This is a genomic window from Chryseobacterium pyrolae, assembly GCF_025153485.1.
Lineage (GTDB): Bacteria > Bacteroidota > Bacteroidia > Flavobacteriales > Weeksellaceae > Chryseobacterium > Chryseobacterium antibioticum.
The window spans coordinates 219622-239658 of the sequence record NZ_JANZQH010000005.1; the positions used below are offsets into that span (position 1 = coordinate 219622).

Annotated in this window: 21 protein-coding genes; 4 read left to right on the plus strand and 17 right to left on the minus strand. The window is 38.7% G+C overall.

The annotated features are described in order from the left end of the window. The first annotated feature begins 19 nt into the window (after positions 1–19). The 4 genes from NZD88_RS12490 to NZD88_RS12505 all read left to right on the plus strand — a co-directional run bounded on the left by NZD88_RS12490 (position 20) and on the right by NZD88_RS12505 (position 2631). Positions 20–646 (plus strand): TatD family hydrolase, encoded by a 627-nt coding sequence (locus NZD88_RS12490; protein WP_259829551.1) that lies wholly within the window; start codon positions 20–22, stop codon positions 644–646. Further along, a complete protein-coding gene (locus NZD88_RS12495; protein ID WP_259829552.1) occupies positions 639–1364 on the plus strand; it encodes a tRNA threonylcarbamoyladenosine dehydratase in 726 nt (241 codons plus the stop codon). Before NZD88_RS12490 ends, NZD88_RS12495 begins: the two co-directional genes overlap by 8 nt. Further along, complete coding sequence (gene rnpA, locus NZD88_RS12500; RefSeq protein ID WP_259829553.1) at positions 1364–1738, plus strand: ribonuclease P protein component; 375 nt, start codon at positions 1364–1366, stop codon at positions 1736–1738. The genes NZD88_RS12495 and rnpA overlap by 1 nt, the downstream gene beginning before the upstream one ends. Before the next feature lie 284 nt (positions 1739–2022). Further along, positions 2023–2631 (plus strand): DUF4126 domain-containing protein, encoded by a 609-nt coding sequence (locus NZD88_RS12505; protein WP_259829554.1) that lies wholly within the window; start codon positions 2023–2025, stop codon positions 2629–2631. Positions 2632–2686: 55 nt separating this feature from the next. Here NZD88_RS12505 and NZD88_RS12510 read toward each other — a convergent pair whose 3' ends face one another. The 17 genes from NZD88_RS12510 to NZD88_RS12590 all read right to left on the minus strand — a co-directional run bounded on the left by NZD88_RS12510 (position 2687) and on the right by NZD88_RS12590 (position 19807). Continuing rightward, the gene (locus NZD88_RS12510; RefSeq protein WP_259829555.1) at positions 2687–4753 is read right to left on the minus strand and encodes a hypothetical protein; all 2067 of its coding nucleotides are present in this window, start codon (positions 4751–4753) and stop codon (positions 2687–2689) included. A gap of 1 nt (position 4754) precedes the next feature. Beyond that, entirely contained in the window at positions 4755–5276 is a 522-nt protein-coding gene (gene lptE, locus NZD88_RS12515) for an LPS assembly lipoprotein LptE (protein ID WP_083563887.1), read from the minus strand. Continuing rightward, entirely contained in the window at positions 5273–5974 is a 702-nt protein-coding gene (locus NZD88_RS12520) for a DUF4013 domain-containing protein (protein ID WP_259829557.1), read from the minus strand. Before NZD88_RS12520 ends, lptE begins: the two co-directional genes overlap by 4 nt. A gap of 8 nt (positions 5975–5982) precedes the next feature. Continuing rightward, on the minus strand, positions 5983–7269 hold the full coding sequence (locus NZD88_RS12525) for a sigma-54 interaction domain-containing protein (protein ID WP_259829559.1): 1287 nt from the start codon (positions 7267–7269) through the stop codon (positions 5983–5985). A gap of 33 nt (positions 7270–7302) precedes the next feature. Further along, a complete protein-coding gene (locus NZD88_RS12530; RefSeq protein WP_259829560.1) occupies positions 7303–8100 on the minus strand; it encodes a tetratricopeptide repeat protein in 798 nt (265 codons plus the stop codon). Next, entirely contained in the window at positions 8072–8515 is a 444-nt protein-coding gene (locus NZD88_RS12535) for a hypothetical protein (protein ID WP_259829561.1), read from the minus strand. Before NZD88_RS12535 ends, NZD88_RS12530 begins: the two co-directional genes overlap by 29 nt. A 78-nt stretch (positions 8516–8593) precedes the next feature. Next, positions 8594–10030: a tRNA (N6-isopentenyl adenosine(37)-C2)-methylthiotransferase MiaB gene (gene miaB, locus NZD88_RS12540; protein ID WP_259829565.1), complete on the minus strand. Its 1437-nt coding sequence runs from the start codon at positions 10028–10030 to the stop codon at positions 8594–8596. 111 nt (positions 10031–10141) lie between these two features. Then, positions 10142–10882: a hypothetical protein gene (locus tag NZD88_RS12545; RefSeq protein ID WP_259829567.1), complete on the minus strand. Its 741-nt coding sequence runs from the start codon at positions 10880–10882 to the stop codon at positions 10142–10144. Continuing rightward, on the minus strand, positions 10869–11279 hold the full coding sequence (locus NZD88_RS12550) for an energy transducer TonB (RefSeq protein WP_259829569.1): 411 nt from the start codon (positions 11277–11279) through the stop codon (positions 10869–10871). The genes NZD88_RS12545 and NZD88_RS12550 overlap by 14 nt, the downstream gene beginning before the upstream one ends. A 9-nt stretch (positions 11280–11288) precedes the next feature. Next, a complete protein-coding gene (locus NZD88_RS12555; RefSeq protein WP_259829573.1) occupies positions 11289–11774 on the minus strand; it encodes a hypothetical protein in 486 nt (161 codons plus the stop codon). Between the two features lie 117 nt (positions 11775–11891). After that, on the minus strand, positions 11892–13136 hold the full coding sequence (locus NZD88_RS12560; protein ID WP_259829575.1) for an MFS transporter: 1245 nt from the start codon (positions 13134–13136) through the stop codon (positions 11892–11894). Position 13137: 1 nt separating this feature from the next. Continuing rightward, positions 13138–14871 (minus strand): thiamine pyrophosphate-dependent enzyme, encoded by a 1734-nt coding sequence (locus tag NZD88_RS12565; RefSeq protein ID WP_259829576.1) that lies wholly within the window; start codon positions 14869–14871, stop codon positions 13138–13140. 330 nt (positions 14872–15201) lie between these two features. After that, on the minus strand, positions 15202–16401 hold the full coding sequence (lysA, locus tag NZD88_RS12570) for a diaminopimelate decarboxylase (protein WP_259829577.1): 1200 nt from the start codon (positions 16399–16401) through the stop codon (positions 15202–15204). A gap of 260 nt (positions 16402–16661) precedes the next feature. Continuing rightward, entirely contained in the window at positions 16662–17885 is a 1224-nt protein-coding gene (locus NZD88_RS12575; protein ID WP_259829578.1) for a 3'-5' exonuclease, read from the minus strand. 11 nt (positions 17886–17896) lie between these two features. Then, positions 17897–18109, minus strand: a complete 213-nt coding sequence (locus NZD88_RS12580; protein WP_259829579.1) for a hypothetical protein — start codon at positions 18107–18109, stop codon at positions 17897–17899. Then, a complete protein-coding gene (locus tag NZD88_RS12585; RefSeq protein WP_259829580.1) occupies positions 18081–18245 on the minus strand; it encodes a hypothetical protein in 165 nt (54 codons plus the stop codon). Before NZD88_RS12585 ends, NZD88_RS12580 begins: the two co-directional genes overlap by 29 nt. 35 nt (positions 18246–18280) lie before the next feature. After that, complete coding sequence (locus NZD88_RS12590) at positions 18281–19807, minus strand: DUF853 domain-containing protein (protein WP_259829581.1); 1527 nt, start codon at positions 19805–19807, stop codon at positions 18281–18283. Between the last annotated feature and the right edge of the window lie 230 nt (positions 19808–20037).

The following is a 20037-nucleotide window of genomic DNA, read 5'->3' on the forward strand; positions in this document are numbered from 1 at the left end:
GATAATCGTACTTTTGTGAATGGATTTTTTTGATTTTCACCATCATAAGAAGAATACTCGGGACGGGATCTACAATATAGACTTCGGGACGGTTCCACCGGAATCAGCTTATTCTATAGGTATACACCCCAAAGATATCGCTGTAGATTCTATGGAAGAACAGTTCAGCTGGCTGGAATCAAACATTTCGGAAAACTGTGTGGCCATTGGAGAATGTGGCTTGGATTCCATGGTACTCACCCCGCAAAAGATCCAGGAGCAAGTTTTTTTGAGACAAATTCTTATTTCCAATGAGATCAGAAAACCTTTAATCATTCATTGTGTCAGAAAATTTTATGAGGTTATTTCTTTAACAAAGAAAGCTGAACAGGCGGTTATCATTCATGGTTTTAACAAAAAGCAACGCATTGCTGAAGACCTCCTGAAAAATAATTTTTATTTGAGTTTTGGAAAAGCTGTTTTGTATCATTTATCTTTGCAGGATATTGTAAGGAATACACCCCTTGATAAAATCTTTTTAGAAACTGATAATGAATGTTTTAATATTGAAGAATTATATTCAAAAGTTTCGGAGTTAAAGGGTATTTCTTTGGAAAAACTGAATGAACACATTTTAGAAAATTTAGACACGATAAAGAATGGATAAGTACTGGCTGGAGAGAACGGAACTCCTGATCAAAGAAGAGGGATTAGAAAAGCTTAATAAGGCAAATGTCCTGGTGATAGGTTTGGGAGGAGTAGGTTCTTTTGCCGCAGAATTTCTAGCCAGATCGGGTGTGGGAAACATGACAATTGTAGACGGTGACACGGTGGATATCACGAATATTAACAGACAGCTTCCAGCCCTGCATTCTACGGTAGGAAAGCACAAGGTGGAAGTGGTTGCAGAAAGACTTCTGGACATCAACCCCGAACTTAATCTGACTAAGATCAATGAATTCCTTAATCCGGAAAGAATGGAGGAAGTTCTTGAGTCGGATAAGTTTAATTATATTTTGGACTGCATCGACAGCATTACTCCAAAACTATTTCTAATTAAAGCAGCCAAAAGAAAGAAAATAAAACTCATCAGCTCTATGGGAGCCGGTGGAAAAACAGATCCCAGTAAGGTAATGGTACGAGACATCAGCAAAACGCAAAACTGTTTCCTGGCCAGACAAATCAGAAAAAGACTTAAAAAAGAAAATATCAACAAAGGCTTCAGATGTGTTTTCTCCAATGAACTTCAACAGGAGGAAAGCCTGAAACTGACTGATGGAGCTAATTACAAAAGGTCTTTCTACGGCACGGTAAGCTATATTCCTGCAATTTTCGGATTGTATGCAGCAGCTGAAGTGATTAATTATTTAGTGAAACAAGATTAATGCAAAACTTCAAATACTCCAGAGAAGAAAAACTCAAGAAAAATACTGAGATCGCCTTACTTTTTGATAAAGGTAAATGGAGGAGCTGCGAAAATCTAAGAATCATCATTCTGAAAGACAAACCTAATTTTCCGGTTGAAAATCACAAGTTTGGTGTTTCCGTTTCTAAAAGATATTTCAAAAAGGCTGTCCACAGAAACAGGGTGAAAAGACTTCTAAGGGAGTGTTACCGACTGAACAAGAATTTGTACAAAGAAGCTTTCGGAGAAAAAACATTAGCCATGATGTTCTGGGTTTCTTCTGAAATACCGGCTAAGTTTCAGGAGGTGGAAGAGCAGTTTATCAAGCTCTGCCAGATGCAGAAGAAGGCTTAATAATGCAACAGTTTAACAGTTTACCAATGAAATGGTGAAACTTTATTTCCACTGATTGCACAGATTTTTACAGAGAAGAATCTTTAATTCTTTGTGAAATTATTTCTTTTGACTTTAATATCTTCTTTACAGCTCATCTTTTTTATTTCATGCAGAACAAATATCTGTGTAATCAGAGAAATCTGAGGGAAATAAATCTTTTATGATTTTACAGATCATAAATTTTCATCAAATCTTGCATAGTTTTTGTAATTTTAGAGGAAACAATAAATCTGAAAATTAAAATGTTGGACCATATTCCCTATTTCTCTTATGTACTGAGTGCCTTTATCGGCATCGGTTTGGCTGCAGCGACAGGCTTCAGAGTTTTTCTGCCCATGTTTGCGGTAAGCCTGGCTTCTTATTGTCACTGGATCCCGATGAATGAGCACTTTGACTGGCTTGCCGGGCTTCCAGCGCTTATTACAACGGGCATTGCCACTGTCGCTGAAATTTTAACGTATTATATTCCTTTTGTGGATCATCTGCTGGATACGATCTCGGTACCTTTGGCTACGGTGGCGGGTTCTGTTTTATTTGCCAGTCAGTTTGCAGATCTGGGAACTTTTCCGCAGTGGGCGCTTGCCTTAATTGCGGGCGGGGGAACGGCAGCCACGATCAGCTCCGGCTTTGCGGGAATCAGGGCGGCCTCTACTGCTACCACGGGAGGTTTAGGAAATTCTGTGGTAGGTACAACTGAAACGGCAGGAGCAGGCATTATGACTATACTGGCCATGGCTGCACCGGTTATTGCGGCAGCATTGGCGGTGATTCTGATTATTCTGGTCATTGTTTATGGCCGAAAAGCCTGGCGAAAACTACGAGGCAGCAAAAATACCCCTGACAATATATAAAAAATTAAAGGCTGAACACTTCTGTGTTCAGCCTTTCTACTATCTTTTATTCTATTTAGTTTTTGCTTCTGAAGTCTTTTATTTCCTGAATTTTGGATTGGAAATATTCCTTTTTCTCAGGGGTTTTCTTGATTAGAATTTCAAATGCTTTAATAGCTTTAGTATATAATTTCTGTTCGAAGTAGAGATTGGCAAGTGTTTCCGTCATTAAATGGGAAATATCATCATTTTTTTCTCTGACAACATAGGTGCTCTCATCTCTTAACTGACTGATTTTAGGACTATTCTCAATGAAAGCTTCAATCACTTTCTCCTGAATCGGCGGGATTGGTGCTTCTTTTACTTTTTTCTCAGCAATGACTTCTTCCTCTACAGGTCGGTCTATTTTAAGCCAACTCTGCCATGTATTGATAAATCCCGGAACGTTACTGTTATCCGTTGTTTTTGTATTATTTTGAGCTTTAACTTCCTGAACGGGCTCGTCTTTCTTTTTTTCTTTTTCAGCTCTTTCTACCGATAGACTTGAAATATCTGTCCCGAAGAAAGATACATTCATGACTGGTACTTCTTCTTTCGGTATTTTTGCTTCGATCCCATTTTCAGAGCTTTTAACCTCTTCCTCTTTTTCTTCTGCAATTTCTGACGTTTCTTCCACAGGCAGTATATTGTCTTCTGAAGTGGTTTCAAGATCTTTTTGAGGCTCTTCAACGGCTTGCACAGCCATTTCCTCACGTACATCTTCCACAGCTTTAATTTCTTCCTGTTTCGGAACTTCAATCTTAGCCGCCGGAACTGTCTGTTCTTTACTGATCATAGAATCCGGTAGATTTGCGTCCAGACTCATGGGTTTCCAGGCAGAAACTTCTTGTGGGACGATTTCCTTTGGCTGTTCTATTTCATTTATCTCTACAGGCTCTTCCTGTGGCTCTGGCTGAACTATACTATCTTCTATTGGCTCTGGCGCAGATTCTTCGGCTTTATTTTCCTCTTTTTCAGTGGACCAGAAATGGAAATTCTGAGTCTCTGCAAAACTGATCTCGTGGTCAACAATTTCAGGCTCCTCATTTTCAACCTGGGGAGCTGACTGAGCTTCTTTCATTTTCTTCTCGACTTCTTCGATCAGGCGTCTCATTTCTTCCTCATGCTTATTAACACTCGGTTTAGAAACTTCAGGAGCTACGGCTTCATCATCACTATTTCCCTGGATTTTAACATCCGGCAGGAATTCATCCATTCCGTGGAAACTTATTTCAGCATCCGGCTCGCCTGCATTTTCGTCTTCTGCAACGATTATGGAATCCTGTTCTGCTTCAACAGCAATTATTTCTTCAGCCGTTTTATCCTGCTCTGTAGCTTCAGTCGCTTCTGTTTCAGGGATGATGATTTCTTCTACTTCATGGAAACTTACATCTTCATCTTTATCGATTTCCTGTTCTTCTGTCTGGCTTTCAATTGTATTCTCGTCAACAATTAATTCCGGAGTAAATTCTGCTCCAACTTCTAACTCTTCCTGTTCTTCGCTTTTTTCTGTTTCTGCTGCCTGTACAGTTTCTTCGTGAAGATCTTCTGTGGCAGGTTCCGTTTTTTGAGTCACGATTACCCCTGATTCCAGTGTAGATTCAAGATCTATTATTTCAGAATGGGTTTCTTCAAGGAAGTTTTCTTCTCCTTCAAAGAGGATCCTGTTTCTTTCTCCGTTGACATGGATGTGCTTGATTTCCTGAACTGGCGGCATTATGCTTGCCACCGCTTCATATTTGTCCTGCACCTTTTCGGAAGGCTGGTCTCTTTTGATCGGGAAAGCTTTGTCTTTGTAGGAATATTTCACCTCTTTTTCAGCCGTTTTAGAAGCTTTTTTGTCTTCTATCATTTCGGGCTTTGGTTCTCGCTGAATCTTCCCGTTGATCAGCTGATAAAGAAGCTTTTTGTCGGTGGTATAAGCCGCCGTTGTAGAAAGTTCTTTCTGATAGTTTTCTTTATCATAAAGGTGTACCCCAAACAAGTGAAGTGCCCTGATGTTCTGAACATAAGGAAAAGTATGGATTTCTTCTTTCAAAAGACCAAGATCTTCTGACTGAATATTTTGGGGGTTCTTTAATAATTCTAAAACTCTGGGATTCATCTTACCAATTGGCTACAATATCGTTAAATATCTTGTTAATAATTCTGTCTGTCACAAGCTTCACCTGGGAAGCTTCGATCTCACTTTGGGTCAGGTTACTGTTAAAAACCGCTTCATCCGTATAGGTTCTGTCAAAACTGGAATCCGGATGTACTTTGTTTTCATAATGTACTTTTACGGAAATCGTCAGCTTACTCTGTGCCTGCTGTACTACTCCACCCGAAGGGTTTGTAGTTGTATTGGAGCTGATCGTAGTTGGTGAATAGCCGTAGTCGGAGATTTCACCTTCTATCAAAATATCAGGATTTGATTTTGTTCCTTTTAAGGTTGTTCTCTGCAGAAATCTGTTTTGGATATCCGTAGAAAACTGTTGGGAAAGAGTTGGATTGACCAGTGCTGCATTATTTGGAAATTCATTGATCTGAACGGTCTTCTCATCCGTCAAGGAAGATCCTGTAAAAGAGTAACACTGATGAAACAGCGAAAGCATTACAAACCCAACTATTATTTTTAATTTACTCATACCGTTTTTTTATTTAACGACTCTAATACATCTTTATAAGCAGCATATTTCATGCAAATTCCCAAAGGTATTGTAAACAGGATTCCTATTCCGCATACGATCATTCCAAGCTGGGATATGATGCCTACTACAATTGAGAATAAAAAGATCATAAAAAAGTTTTTTCTGGCAATTTTCCACGAAAGCCTGTACGCTTCTCTTACGCTTGTTATTCTGTACAGCGAGATCAAAGGCTGTACAAAATACATAGATATAGAAAGAATCATGAAAACGATCATGATCAGCATTATCCACAATCCCATTCCACCCGCCAGTAAGGCTGCGCCGGTATCAGATACCTGCCCGCCTTCAACGTCAGCAGCAAGCAGAAACGGAACTAACGTAAGCTGTATCGGAATCATGACAACGATACATATTGCTAAAATAAGCAGAAACAATTTCAGATACACTACGAAATCTGTAAAGTCGAAAATATCTCCTGCCGAAACCTGCTGACCTTCATCTACTTTTTTGCAGATCTTATAGAAGTTCCCCAGTCCAAGAATACCACAAAAAGGGATAAAGCTTATCACAAAAAGAAGCAGAGTGGCTACAATGAACCCACCGATATCTTTTTTGAACAGTTCAGTTCCCTGGGATAGGTATTTCCCAATATTAAAATCATATTCTTTTACATTAAGCACTTCTAAATTTTTCATTCCCGTTATTAGTCTTCTAAGTTATATTGTTTTATTTTTCTGTATAAAGTTCTTTGTGATATTCCAAGCTCGTCTGCAGCTCTGTTCCTGCGTCCTTTATGCTTATCTAATGCTTTGATAATCAAATCTTTTTCATTGTTCTGAAGCGACAGAGATTCTGGTCTGTTTTCTTCTATTTCTATATCTTCAATATCTTCGTAGCTGTCATCAGCATTTGACATAATCGTCGGTGCATTTTGGGCTACCGGAGATTTATCCTCGAAATACAGCAGTGAATTCTGGGCTACCGGCTGAGCCTGTTCCGCAGAATAGATCCTGTTGATCAGATTTTTCTCCTGGTTGCTCAAATCGGCCGTTCCCTTGTTCTTGATCAGTTCTGAAGTTAGTGATTTTAAGTCATTAATATCACTTCTCATGTCAAAGAGAATTTTATACATAATTTCTCTTTCGCTTCCAAAATCATTCTGTTTCTGAGTATTCTGATTGTTGACCACCATCGGAAGGTGGGTTTCCATCGGAATATATTCAGCGAGTTTCTCGACTGTTATTTCGCGGTTTCTTTCCACTACAGTCATCTGCTCTACCAGATTTCTTAACTGACGAATATTTCCCGGAAAGGCATAGTTTTCAATATAGTGAACAGCGCTTGGCTCCAGTTCCAATTCCGGCATTCTGTATTTCTCCGCAAAATCTATGGAAAACTTCCTGAACAGCAAGTGAATATCTCCTTTTCTTTCTCTTAAAGGAGGCATATCAATCTGAACCGTATTTAATCGGTAAAATAAATCTTCACGGAATCTTCCATCATGAATAGCCTTCATCATATTGACGTTGGTTGCGGCTACAATTCTTACATTGGTTTTCTGAACCTGTGAGGAACCTACTTTCATAAATTCGCCACTTTCCAGCACTCTTAAAAGCCGGACCTGCGTCTGTAAAGGAAGTTCTCCAACCTCATCAAGGAAGATGGTTCCACCGTCTGCTACTTCAAAGTATCCTTTTCTGGTAGCGGTAGCTCCTGTAAATGCGCCTTTCTCGTGTCCGAATAATTCAGAGTCTATGGTTCCCTCCGGAATCGCTCCGCAGTTGACCACGATATAAGGCTGATGTTTTCTTTTTGATTCTGAATGAATGATTTTCGGGATAAATTCTTTCCCTACTCCACTTTCCCCAATGACCAGAACGGAAATATCTGTGGGCGCCACCTGGATTGCCTTTTCCAAAGCCCTGTTCAGGACAGGAAAGTTTCCAATGATGCCAAAGCGGTTTTTTATATTTTGTAACTCGTTGCTCATAAGTAAATTTTTGATTATTGATTTAATAATAATCTACAGTTCCTCGATCTGTTTTCTGTAGACTTTGTTAAAGTGATGAGTGTAGACATCCTTCATGGTCTTTCCTTCATCATAGGCCGCTAATGCTCCCTTTTTTAAATCTAAATAATCTTTGTTTCTGATCTTAGAAACTTTACTTTTAAAATATATATTTTCTGCAAAGTTGTTTTCCTTGCTCTGTTTTTCAAAATTCTCTAAAGCTTTGTCATATCTGCCAAGCTCAAAATAGGTCACTCCCAGCTGGTAGTGATCGTACATTCCTTTGAAATACCCTTTTGATGCCAGAAGTTTTTCAATGATCCCTGCAGCTTTTTCTTTTTGCCCCAAGGCACTGTAAGACATTGCTCTCACCACCTCCAGGTTATAATCTCCGTTTAAGGATCTCCCAAGATCATCGGGATAATATTGTTTTAATGCTTCTAAATCCTGAATAGCTCCACTGTAATCACGCAGAAACTGGAATTTGCACCAGCCTCTGTACCCTAAATTCATTTTAGGATCTACAGCAACAGCTTTGTCGATGAGAATCTTCCAGGTTACAAAATCTCCGTTTTTAAGATATGGAACGGCTTTTTCCATATAGGAATTGGAGAAATCGGGACACAATCCGATGGCTTTATCAAAAGCTTCCTGAGATTCCCGGCTGCCCTGTCTGTCTGAAGCCCAGTTGTATAACTCACAGGCTTTTTTGCAGTTCTCACCCTCTACTGCATTACAGTTGACCTGTGCAATAGTATTGGTATAAACGATAAGCAGCAAAAAGCTAAGGTAATACCTCTGAAACTTTTCCATTCTCAATTTTATAGGTTAAATACTGATAATAGCCTATTTTAAAACCTTTTATCTCTTTGGGGATCCAGCCGTCCAGCGATTTTGTAAACCGCAGCAACCTTTCTCCTAATTCTTTATTTATAATTGTTTCCCTGAGATCTGCATTCATTTGCTGAACTCTGAACCATCCTGTTTTTCCTTCACAATTTACTAAAAATCTTACGGTAATATACCCGTTCGTTTTACTTTCGGAAGATATTTTTTCTTTTTCCAGTTTTTCTATAATGGCTATTTTCTCGCCTTTATAGTCAAACTCTTTTGATCCCTGGTAATACTGAAGGGTAAACAGTTTTTCAGGATTACATTTTTTAAACGCTGGATCATCCAGCTTTTCATCAAATTCTATGTCTCCTACTGTTGCGGGATATTTACTCATGCTTTTTTCTGTCTGACATGACATCAGAATACAAGAAAATAACGTAAAAAGATAAACCGCTTTGATCAAGATCTTCAATTATTCGGCTGTTCTCCCTAAAAGTGTGCCCTGTGTATTGTCATAGACAAATACGTTCACAATGTCACCAATTTTCTGGCCTTCCAACACATCGAATACACAAACCGCATTCTGTGAGTTTCTTCCTTTCCACTGGTCTTTGTTCTTTCTGGAAGTTCCTTCGATCAGAATCTGATGCGTTCTTCCTACATAAGTCTCCATCCTTTTTCTGGACAGTTCGCGCTGAAGTTCAATCACTTCATTCAAACGTCTCTGTTTCACTTCAAAAGGGATGTTATCCTCCATTTTTTTATGTGCCGGTGTTCCCGGTCTTTCTGAATAAGCGAACATATAACCGTAGTCGTATTCCACTTCTTTCATCAGACTCAGGGTATCCTGATGATCTTCTTCTGTTTCATTACAGAAACCGATAATCATATCCTGGGAAAAAGCAATATCAGGAACAATTTCCTTTGCTTTTTTAATTAAATCTAAATATTCTTCACGGGTATGCTGTCTGTTCATTGCCAGAAGCATATTGTTGCTTCCGCTCTGTACAGGAAGGTGAACATAATTGCAGATATTGTCGTGCTTCGCAATCATTCTGAATACATCCAGACTCATATCCTGAGGGTTGGAAGTGGAGAATCTCACTCTCATTTCAGGAACTGCTTTAGCCACTAAATCAAGCAATTGAGAAAAATCAACAGCTGTTGCTTTCTGCATTTCGGATGCTTTGGCAAAATCTTTTTTAGGACCTCCTCCATACCATAAGTAAGAGTCTACATTTTGACCTAAAAGGGTAATTTCTTTGTACCCGTTATCTAAAAGGTTTTTACATTCCTGAATGATGGAATGCGGATCACGGCTTCTTTCCCGTCCTCTGGTGAACGGAACCACACAGAATGTACACATATTATCGCAGCCTCTCGTAATGGTTACAAAGGCTGTAACGCCGTTTCCGCCTAAACGAACCGGATTAATATCTGCATAGGTTTCTTCTTTTGAAAGGATCACATTGATGGCATCTCTTCCGTCTTCCGTTTCCTTCAAAAGATTAGGAAGATCCCTGTAAGCATCGGGACCTACCACTAGATCTACCAACTGTTCTTCTTCCAGGAATTTGGTTTTTAAACGTTCAGCCATGCATCCCAAAACGCCAACCGTCATGTTTGGTTTTTCTTTCTTCAGATTTTTGAACTGGGCAAGACGCATTCTTACGGTCTGCTCCGCTTTTTCACGGATAGAACAGGTATTTAAAAGAATAAGGTCTGCTTCTTCTACTTTCAGCGTGGTATTGTACCCCTGCTCATTAAGAATAGATGCAACAATTTCAGAATCAGAGAAGTTCATCTGACAGCCATAGCTTTCTAAAAAAAGTTTTTTAGAATTCTCGGGCTTTTCAGCGATGGCAAAAGCTTCTCCCTGTTTTGTTTCGTCTATATATTTTTCCTGCACTGTAATCAATTTGATGTTCAGGATTCAAGATCCAAAAGTTCAATTCATGAATTTTTACCCCTAAACAGATTAGTCTGCAAAGATACAAAATATTGTGACAGAATGGCAGGGCTATCTTTCACCGAATTCTACTGAAAATTTCATAGGGAATACAAGCTTCTGTTTAATCGGAATATTTGAGTAAAAAGCTGGTTTCCAGGTTTTTTTCAATCTTGAGAGTGTTCTTAAAAAACTGATGTTAAAATTTTTATTGTCCACTTCCGGATAAATTCTTGGGTTGGTAATATGCCCTTCTCCGCTTACATAAATTTCTAAATTAATTTCCCCATTGATATGATAATCTGCGAAAAGCGACATAAAGTTGTCGTGAAAATCAGACTTGAATTTTTTTAATCCATCAGGATATTGTGCAGACTGAATGAAAGCATCTGCATTATAGCCTTGTTTATAGTTGCTCATAAGGTCTTTTGGATAAAACACAAATTCCGTGACCGCCCCCATCTTATTGCCTTTGACTTCTGCAGGGTTCCAGTGCTTAAGATTTTTAATCACTTCTTTTGACAGATTATAAGCACATTTATTCTTTGCAATATTCGCTGTATCATTATCCTTTACCAGTTTAACTCCTGCCTCTTTAGTAATAATAATTCTTGGCTGATAAATTTCTTTTTCACCACATTCTTTAAGCTTATTATTAATAAGATATTCATGCATTTCTTTATAAAAATCAACGGCTCCTCCTTCATAAAAGTATTGATCTTTAGGATAATCCTCTAAAACAGTCATTTGCGCATAGATGATCTGAGAAGAAAATATTGCCAGTAATAAAAACAGTATTCTAATCTTCATCATATCCATGGGTACTGAAATTAACCTTGACAATCATTTTGGAATCTACCGGAGTATTGTCTTTCATGGCTGGTTTCCATTTTCCTTTGATCTTTTTCATGGCATACTTTACGTCATCTACAAACATTTCGCTGTTTTTGATCTTGGGAAGAATATCAAGACGGTCCATTTTACCATTGGGAGCTATATTGATCACAAAAGTTACTTTGCCGTTGATGGCATAGCTCTGGGCATCTACATAAGCGTGAAGCATATCCATGAACTGTTTCCGGAAAGCTTCATCTCCACCGGGAAATTCTGCTTTTTGAGTATATGCTGTTACTTCAGTCTTCGGAGCTTGTTGGGAAAATCCTTTAATTCCAATGAATAGTAAAGGCAGTAATAAAAGGTATTTTTTCATCTGATCAGGTTATAGATCTGTTGCTATTGAGGAGAAATTCATTTTAAGTTTGATCTGTGAGGTAACAGGCTCGCCATTACATGAAGCCGGGATCCAGTTCTTTTTGATACGCCTTACTACGTATTTCATATCATCAAAAAAGTAAGTACTGTTAGAAACTTTCGGGCTCCCTTCGATATGGGTTACTTTTCCGGTCTTATCTACGGTAAGGGTAAAGGTAAAATCTCCGTTCAGGACATAAAAATCAGAATTCAGGTAATCATACATAAATTTCTGAAGTGTTTCCTTATAAACAGCTACGCCCCCTTCAAATGCTGCGGGCTTAAAATCATTACAATTCTTCACTGCAATCTGCAGAAGCGGTTCTTTGATGTCTATTTTCAGAAGGTTTTTATTGGTCTCCGTAATCGGATTGTCATCTCTGTCTTCAACATCCTGCTGGGCCAATGTGAAATTCGCCACAAGAAGTGCTATAAATAATGTAAAAGCTTTCATAGAACCTTATTCATTGGTTATTAAAATTACTTTAACAAAGTTAATTATTTAAATGTTGTATCAAAAAGAAAAACTTCAGGCTTTCACCTGAAGTTGTATGAATTATTGAAATTGATCTTACGTATTTAGAGCCTGAGTCTGTGCTTTGCTTCCGGTTTCTTTTAACAGTAATGAAATCAGAACAGCAAGTACAATTCCTCCTATCCAAAATAATATGGAATGCTGAAAATGTATCTCTCCGGAAGAAATATCCAGACTTTTTCCAAACCATCTGCTGAACAGGGGGCTCACCAATGTAGTGACTCCAAAGGTGATAAAATTAATAGCACCTGTTGCACTTCCTTTTACATAATCCGGATTTGCTTCTTTAATAATAGAATAGGGGATCATGGCAGCTCCTGAGCCAAGCCCGAAAATAAACATACTGATCATGGCAGAATAAAGCTCCGGAAGGTATACCAATTGCAGGAAGCTCAGGATCATTAAAACTGCCCCGCCAACCAATACGGGTTTCCTTCTTCCGATCTTATCGGTAATAAAGCCCAAAAGCGGACATCCGAAAACCCAGCCAAACGCGACCATTGCACTCGTGATGGCTGCATCGTGAAATACAAATCCCTTATCTTTTTGAAAAAAAGCGACTCCCCACGTCATGGCAAAGATGGTGGTAGGCGCAAACAGCAGTCCTGAAATAAGGCCACACATCCAGGATTGAGGATTTGTAAAAACGATTTTATAAGGTTCTAAATATCCTACTTTTTTATGCGTGTCACCAGATTCTGCTTCCGACTGTTTTTCTCCAGGAGTTACAAAGAACAGGCAAAACGCTGTAATCACCGTGATAACCCCTGACCAAAGCCAGAAGGTATTGATGTTCATCCCGTCTTCTACCCATGGTCCTACCACAAATTGTCCGGCAGTTCCACCCAGCATTCCGATACATTGCGTAAATCCTACGGCTGTAGCCAGAGATTTTGAGGAAAATCCTTTACTTGCCAGATATACACAACCCGGAAATGCAAAAGCACAGCCCGCTCCCTGAAGCAGTCTGCCTGCCACACCACCGGAATAGGCAGACGCCACAAACAGCAAACAGCCGACACCAAGAATTAAAGCTCCGGCAAAAAGTGATTTTTTTCCACCGAATTTATCCAAAGCTATTCCGGCGATCAAACTGCATGTGGAATAGGTATAATAATAGGTTCCGATGAGACTGACCAGCTTCAGTTCCGTTGTGCTGAAATGATTAACAAGCTTGGGTATCATTACCGCAGGTGCTGACCGGACTACATAATCCAGAAAATAGAACACCAGCCCGAACAACCAGGCAATGACATACAATCTTTTTAAGGATGCATTCATATTACAGCAGTCCTTTTATATGTTTGTAATTGGTTTTTACGGTGTCCAGAACTTCTTCCATCTTACCGCCAAGCATCAGCTGGGCCATCGATTTAGTCATTCCCAGAACCTGGTCGAAGTCTACTTTCGGAGGAAGAGCCAATGCGTTTGGATTGGTAAATATATTGAGAAGATAAGGCCCATCATAGGCCAGACATTCTTTGATCGCATTTTCTACGTCTTCGGGTTTGTGAACATTTTTCCCCGGGTATCCCATAGCCTGTGCTACCATTGCGAAGTCAGGATTGATCATATCGGTTTCATTATCCGGCATTCCGCCGACTTCCATTTCTAGTTTTACCATTCCAAGGGTTCTGTTATTGAAAACAATCAACTTTACCGGAAGCTTATACTGAAAGATCGTTGCCATATCTCCGAGAAGCATCGAAAGACCTCCATCTCCACACATGGCAATCACTTCTCTGCCCGGATGAGCCAGTGCTGCTCCGATAGCCATCGGCATCGCATTGGCCATTGATCCGTGATTGAAAGAACCCAGCATTTTTCTTTCACCGGTTCCTGTGATAAATCTCGCGCCCCAAACGCAACACATTCCCGTATCTACCGTAAAAATAGCGTCTTTTTTAGCCAGCTGATCCAGGGTATGTGCTACATATTCAGGTTGAATAGCATCTTCTTTTCCAAAGTCTTTCACATATTCCAGCTGGTTTTCTTTCACTTTTTCATAAAATGCCAGTTGTTCGTTAAGGAAATGAATATCTGTTTTTTCTTCAAGCAACGGAAGCAATGCTTTAATCGTTTCCTTAACATCTCCCGCAAGCCCCATTTCCAGTTTCGCTCTTCTTCCCAATCTTTCTGGGCTTTCGTCGATCTGGACAATTTTATTTTTTACAGGCATGAATTTTTGATACGGAAAATCGGTTCCCAGAAGGATCACAAGATCAGCTTCATGCATGGCGTGGTAAGCGGACGGAAGTCCCAGAAGTCCCGTAAGCCCTACCTCATTGGGGTTATTAGGCTGAATAGCCATTTTTCCACGGAAAGAATAACCGACAGGTGCTTTTAAAAACTTTGACAGCTCTACCACTTCAGCATTTGCTTCTCCCGCTCCGATTCCGCAATAAAGCGTCACTTTTTTGCTTGCATTGATCAGATCCGCAAGACTTTTCAATTCCTCATCAGAAGGTCTGATCACAGGATTGGTCCTGAATATTTGGGCAGAGGTAGATCCTTCTTCGGCATCCAGCTCCGACACATCGCCCGGAAGCCCGATCACGGCAACTCCTTTTTTCGAAATGGCATGCTGAATGGCTGTCTGTAATGTTCTCTGTACCTGCTCGGGTCTTGTAATCATCTGATTATAGTGACTGCAATCATCAAACAGTTTTATGGTATTGGTTTCCTGGAAATAATCCATTCCCATTTCGTCACTTGGAATGGTAGAAGCAATGACCAACATTGGAACGTGAGATTTGTGTGCTTCATAGACTCCGTTGATCAAATGAACGTGTCCGGGACCGCAGCTTCCTGCACAAACCGCAAAACCATCAAGTTCCGCTTCTGCTGCTGCTGCATACGCACCAACTTCTTCATGTCGTACATGAATCCATTCGATGCTGCTTTTTTTCACGGCAATATTAAGGTGATTAAGGCTGTCGCCGGTTACTGCATAGATTCTTTTTACATTGGCATTTTCGAGCATTTCGACAATCTGCTCTGCTATGTTTTTAGCCATACTATTATTTTTTGGTGTTTATTGTTGTTATAGAATACTGAAGAGAAAGTGGGTTGAAAGGTATTTTTAGTATTAAAAAAATCCTTACCTCTCTCAAATTTAGCTAATAAATTATAATTTTTATCCCAACAGACTATTAAAATTTCAACAAATCGGCATAGTAATACTCGAAGAAGAAAGTTTTAAACTAATGCATTTTTTTTAAATAAAGTTCAAATTCATCTTCTTAAAACTTAACTATCAATGGTTAAAATCCAATATATCCTATTTTTTTTTCAAACAAAAAAACTCCGCAAATTACTGCGGAGTTTATATAGCTTCTATCTGAGCTTAGATTACTTCTATCTGATTTCTTAATAGATCCTCAAATTCGTCTCTTTTACGGATCAGGTGTGCTTTTCCGTCTAAAAATAATACTTCAGCAGGTTTCAATCTTGAATTGAAGTTAGAACTCATTTCAAAACCGTACGCTCCGGCATTATGGAACGCCAAAATATCGCCTTCTCTTACTTCATTCAGCTTTCTGTCCCATGCAAAAGTATCGGTTTCGCATATGTTTCCTACTACGGTATAGATCCTTTCCGCTCCTTTTGGATTTGAAAGGTTTTCGATCTTGTGGTAAGAGTCATAGAACATTGGACGGATCAGGTGGTTAAATCCAGAGTTTACCCCTACAAAAACAGTAGCCGTGGTCTGCTTGATCACATTGGCTTTCACCAAAAGGTAACCGCTCTTTCCTACGAGAAATTTTCCAGGCTCAAACCATAATTCGAACTTTCTTCCTGTAGATTTTGTGAACTGAGACAATACGTTTTCTACTTTTTTTCCTAAGGTTTTTACATCCGTTTCTTCTTCACTGTCCTGATAAGGAATTTTGAAACCGCTTCCCATATCCAGATATTTAAGATTCGGGAAATGCTCAGCAAGTTCAAGCATGATGTCCAGTGCCTGAAGGAAAACGTCCGGGTCTTTGATCTCACTTCCTGTGTGCATATGAAGGCCTTCCACATTAAGGTTGGTACTTTTCATCACTCTTTCGATATGACGAACCTGGTGAATGGAGATCCCGAATTTACTGTCGATATGCCCTGTTGAGATTTTATAATTTCCACCTGCAAAAATATGCGGATTGATTCTTACAAGGATGGGGTATGTACTTCCGTATTTATTCCCGAATTGCTCAAGAATAGAAATATTATCTATGTTAATATGAACTCCAAAAGCCATTGCTTCTTCTATTTCAGCCAAGTCAACACAATTGGGAGTAAACAATATTTTTTCTTTCGGAAATCCTACCTTTAGTCCAAGTTTAACTTCGTTAATAGATACACAATCCAAAGAAGCACCCAGGTTCTTGACATACTTCAAAATGTTGATGTTCGTCAACGCCTTTGCCGCATAGAAAAACTTTGTGTGTTTTAAAAAAGAAGATGTAAGTTTCTCGTATTGAACTTTGATGGATTCAGCATCATAAACATACACCGGGGTGCCAAACTCAGTGGCAATCTTTAATAATTCTTTTGAATTCATAATTTCATTTTAACATAAAAAAAGGCAGATTCTTAGATAAAGAGCCTGCCACATTAATTATTTTTATGCAAGACAAGTCTTTTAAATATTCCAAACCTTAGAGAACTTTATAGTTCCCTTTTTTCCAGTTTTAATATGTTTAAAATTTTGCATTGCTCTATTTTATTTTTTACAAAAATACTATTTATTTTTTATTTTAGGAAAATTGATTTAAAAGCATCTTCTTTTTGATAAAAACTTCTAAAGTTTAAATTTCTCTGTTATTTCGGCAATGGTAAGGTCTCAAAATCGCCACGAAGCAATGCCAGCTGCAGATCATTATGCAAATCTGTAGAAGGTAAAGGAAGATCAATCTTCAGTTTTGAGATCTTGCTCATGGTCTGAATCTGGGTAAACAGGTCATAAAAACCATACGACATTATTTTTCCGTTTTCAATGATCAGGAACATTTTTTCTCCCAACTTTCGGCCTTGACCGAGCCAGAGTTCATTTCTTTTTCTGAAATCTATTTTTTTAATAAACGTATTAATATCATTAAATTCTTCCTGAAGGCTAATGAACTGAACGGCTTTTGTTCCCTGGGTAAATGCTTTGAATTTGAGGAGGGGTTTTTCTGTTTTGTTCAGTTTATTCTTTTCAACAATGTATTTATTATTTCTAAAATAAAGCCCAAACGGAAATACTTCCTTTTTCTTGATGTTTTTGGAATTCAGGACCAGCTTTGCAATAATATCCGTTCCTGTAAGTTCATAATTGATCTGCTCTACATCTTTCTGGATCTGTTCCCACTTTTTGGACTTGGAATTAAAGATTTTCTTTGAAAATTTATTGATATCCTGAACATAATCGGATAAAATAATTTTTCCGGCCTCATTCTGGAAATAGACGAATCCTTTTTCATTGGGCAGGTCCTGAGTCAGAATCTTGATCTTATTGATGTATGTTTTCGAATTGGTTTCGTCGTGCTGTTTCTGGATGATCTCATTCTCTGTATCTTTTGAGATCAAAAGCTTGAACAGTTCCAACGTTGCCCTTGCATCCCCATCAGCTCTGTGATGATTCGTCAATGGAATTCCCAAAGATTTCACGAGTTTTCCTAATGAATAGCTTACCTCATCCGGAATCATTTTTTTCGCTAAAGGAATGGTATCTAAAGTACTGGTCTGAAAATCATACCCAAGCCTTTTGAAAGACTGGCGGAGCATTCTATAGTCAAAATCAATATTGTGCCCCACAAGTGTGGTATTCTGAGTAATTTCAATGACTCTTTTTGCTATTTCATGAAATTTTGGGGCGGTTTTAACCATTTTAGGCGTTATACTTGTCAGTTTCTGCACAAAAGGGGTAATATCGCTTTCAGGATTAACGAGAGAGATGAACTGGTCAGTAATTTTCTGACCATCATACCTGTAGATGGCTATATCTATAATGCATTCGTCTCTATAACCTGCACCATTACTTTCTATATCTATAATCGAATACATTGAATTTTTAATTATACTGCTAATTTTTTTATATTAATATTAATAATCCCGGTCATCATCAACCCAAAGCTTAACGTTATGACGCTTAGTACATAACCCATGCCATATGTCCATAACGGCTGTAATTGTGCCTGCTGCACATCTTTGATATTGGAACCCAATACAGCAAAAATACATACAGGCTGATAAAGGAAATTATTCTGCCAAATAACTGATACAGCCATTTTTATTTACCAATAAAGGCAGTGCGGCTAAAATAACAAAAAATATATCAAAAAAAGTAAAACGTGTATTGATACTGTCCATCACCAGATTTAAAATGGCCAGTCCAATACAATAAAAAGCTGATACTCTTTTCATAGCAGATTATTTTTTATAGAATAAATTTTAAAATCCTATCTCCTTCTTCCACCCAGTCCGAACATTCCCAGGATGGCTTTTGCCCCTTCACGCATCAATGTGCTGGTAAAAGTTCTTCCGGCTTTGCTTTGAAGCACCTGTTCAAACATTCCCGGTTCTTCTTTCACCGGTTTTGTTTTTTGGGTCGGTGCAGAATTTTGGGCTGCCTGCTCCATTCTGTTCGTTAACATTTCATAAGCCGAATCCTTATCAACGGGCTCTTCGTATTTAGCGACTAAAGAAGAATTTCCCGTCAGTTCTGAAATTTCCGCATCACTCAGAACATCCATTCTGGACTCAGGAGAAATCAGATAAGTGTGTACAAGTGGTGTAGGAATCCCTTTTTCATCTAAAGCGGTGATAAATGCTTCTCCAATTCCAAGATTCTGGATCAGGCTGGATGCATTATAAAATTCTGTTGTAGGATAATTTTCAACAGCTTTGGTAATCTCTTTTTTATCTTTTGCCGTAAAACCTCTCAATGCATGCTGGATCTTCAGTCCTAATTGTGATAAAACGTTTTCAGGAACATCACCCGGAATCTGTGTAATAAAATAGATCCCGACCCCTTTGGAGCGGATCAGTTTTACCATGGTTTCAATTTGTGAAAGCAGTGCTTTTGAAGATTCATCAAAGATCAGGTGGGCTTCGTCTATGAAAAGGACTAATTTAGGTTTTCCACTGTCTCCTTCTTCAGGAAAAGTCATATAAATTTCCGCAAAAAGCGAAAGCATAAATGTGGAAAAAAGTTGCGGTTTACTTTGTATTTCAGCAACTCTTAATATATTGACGACTCCTTTTCCATCTCTGGTTTCAAGAAGATCATGCACATCAAAACTTAATTCTCCAAAGAAATCAGATGCACCCTGCTGTTCCAGGGCAACAATAGATCTCAGGATCGTTCCTAATGAAGCCGGGGCTATGGATCCGTAGTTGGCGGACAGTTCAGCTTTTCCCTGTGCATTGTCGGTGACATACTGCAGAACTTTCTTTAAATCATTTAAATCGATTAACGGAAGACCTTTATCGTCACAATATTTAAAAACAATAGACATAATACTCTGTTGGGTATCATTCAGTTCCAGGATCTTGCTTAATAAAACCGGCCCAAATTCTGTCACGGTAGCTCTTAGTTTCACCCCTTTTCCACCGGAAATACTCATCAGCTCTACCGGAAAGGCCTGCGGATTATAAGGGAGCTGTGTTTTAGCATATCTTTCTTCAATCACAGGGTTCATCTGGCCAGCTTCGGCTATTCCTGAAAAATCTCCTTTAATATCCAAAACCAGGGAAGGAACTCCTGCATGAGAAAGCTGTTCCGCAAAAACCTGAAGTGTTTTTGTTTTACCTGTTCCTGTTGCCCCTGCGATAAGACCATGACGGTTGATTGTTTTCAAAGGAATCGTTACGTTGACTTCCGGTACCACTTCCCCGTCCAGCATTCCTTTTCCCAGTATAATGTGCTCTCCTTTTGGAGTATATCTTGTATTCAGTTCTTCAATAAATTGTGCTTTATCTGCCATTTGATCTTTTTTTAACATCTAAATATAAAAGTTTTTGTAAAATATTCGGGTATTAAAGTGATATTCCAGAATAAACTTGGTTAATAAACTCTGAAAATCCCCCTGAAAGCCATCATCAGCAAATTTTAAACCACTAACAAGAAGGAATCATAGAATGTCTATAACCATTGACCCTAAACAATTATTTCGATTTTCCGGACATGATAAAAAACATTGTATTAAATCACTTT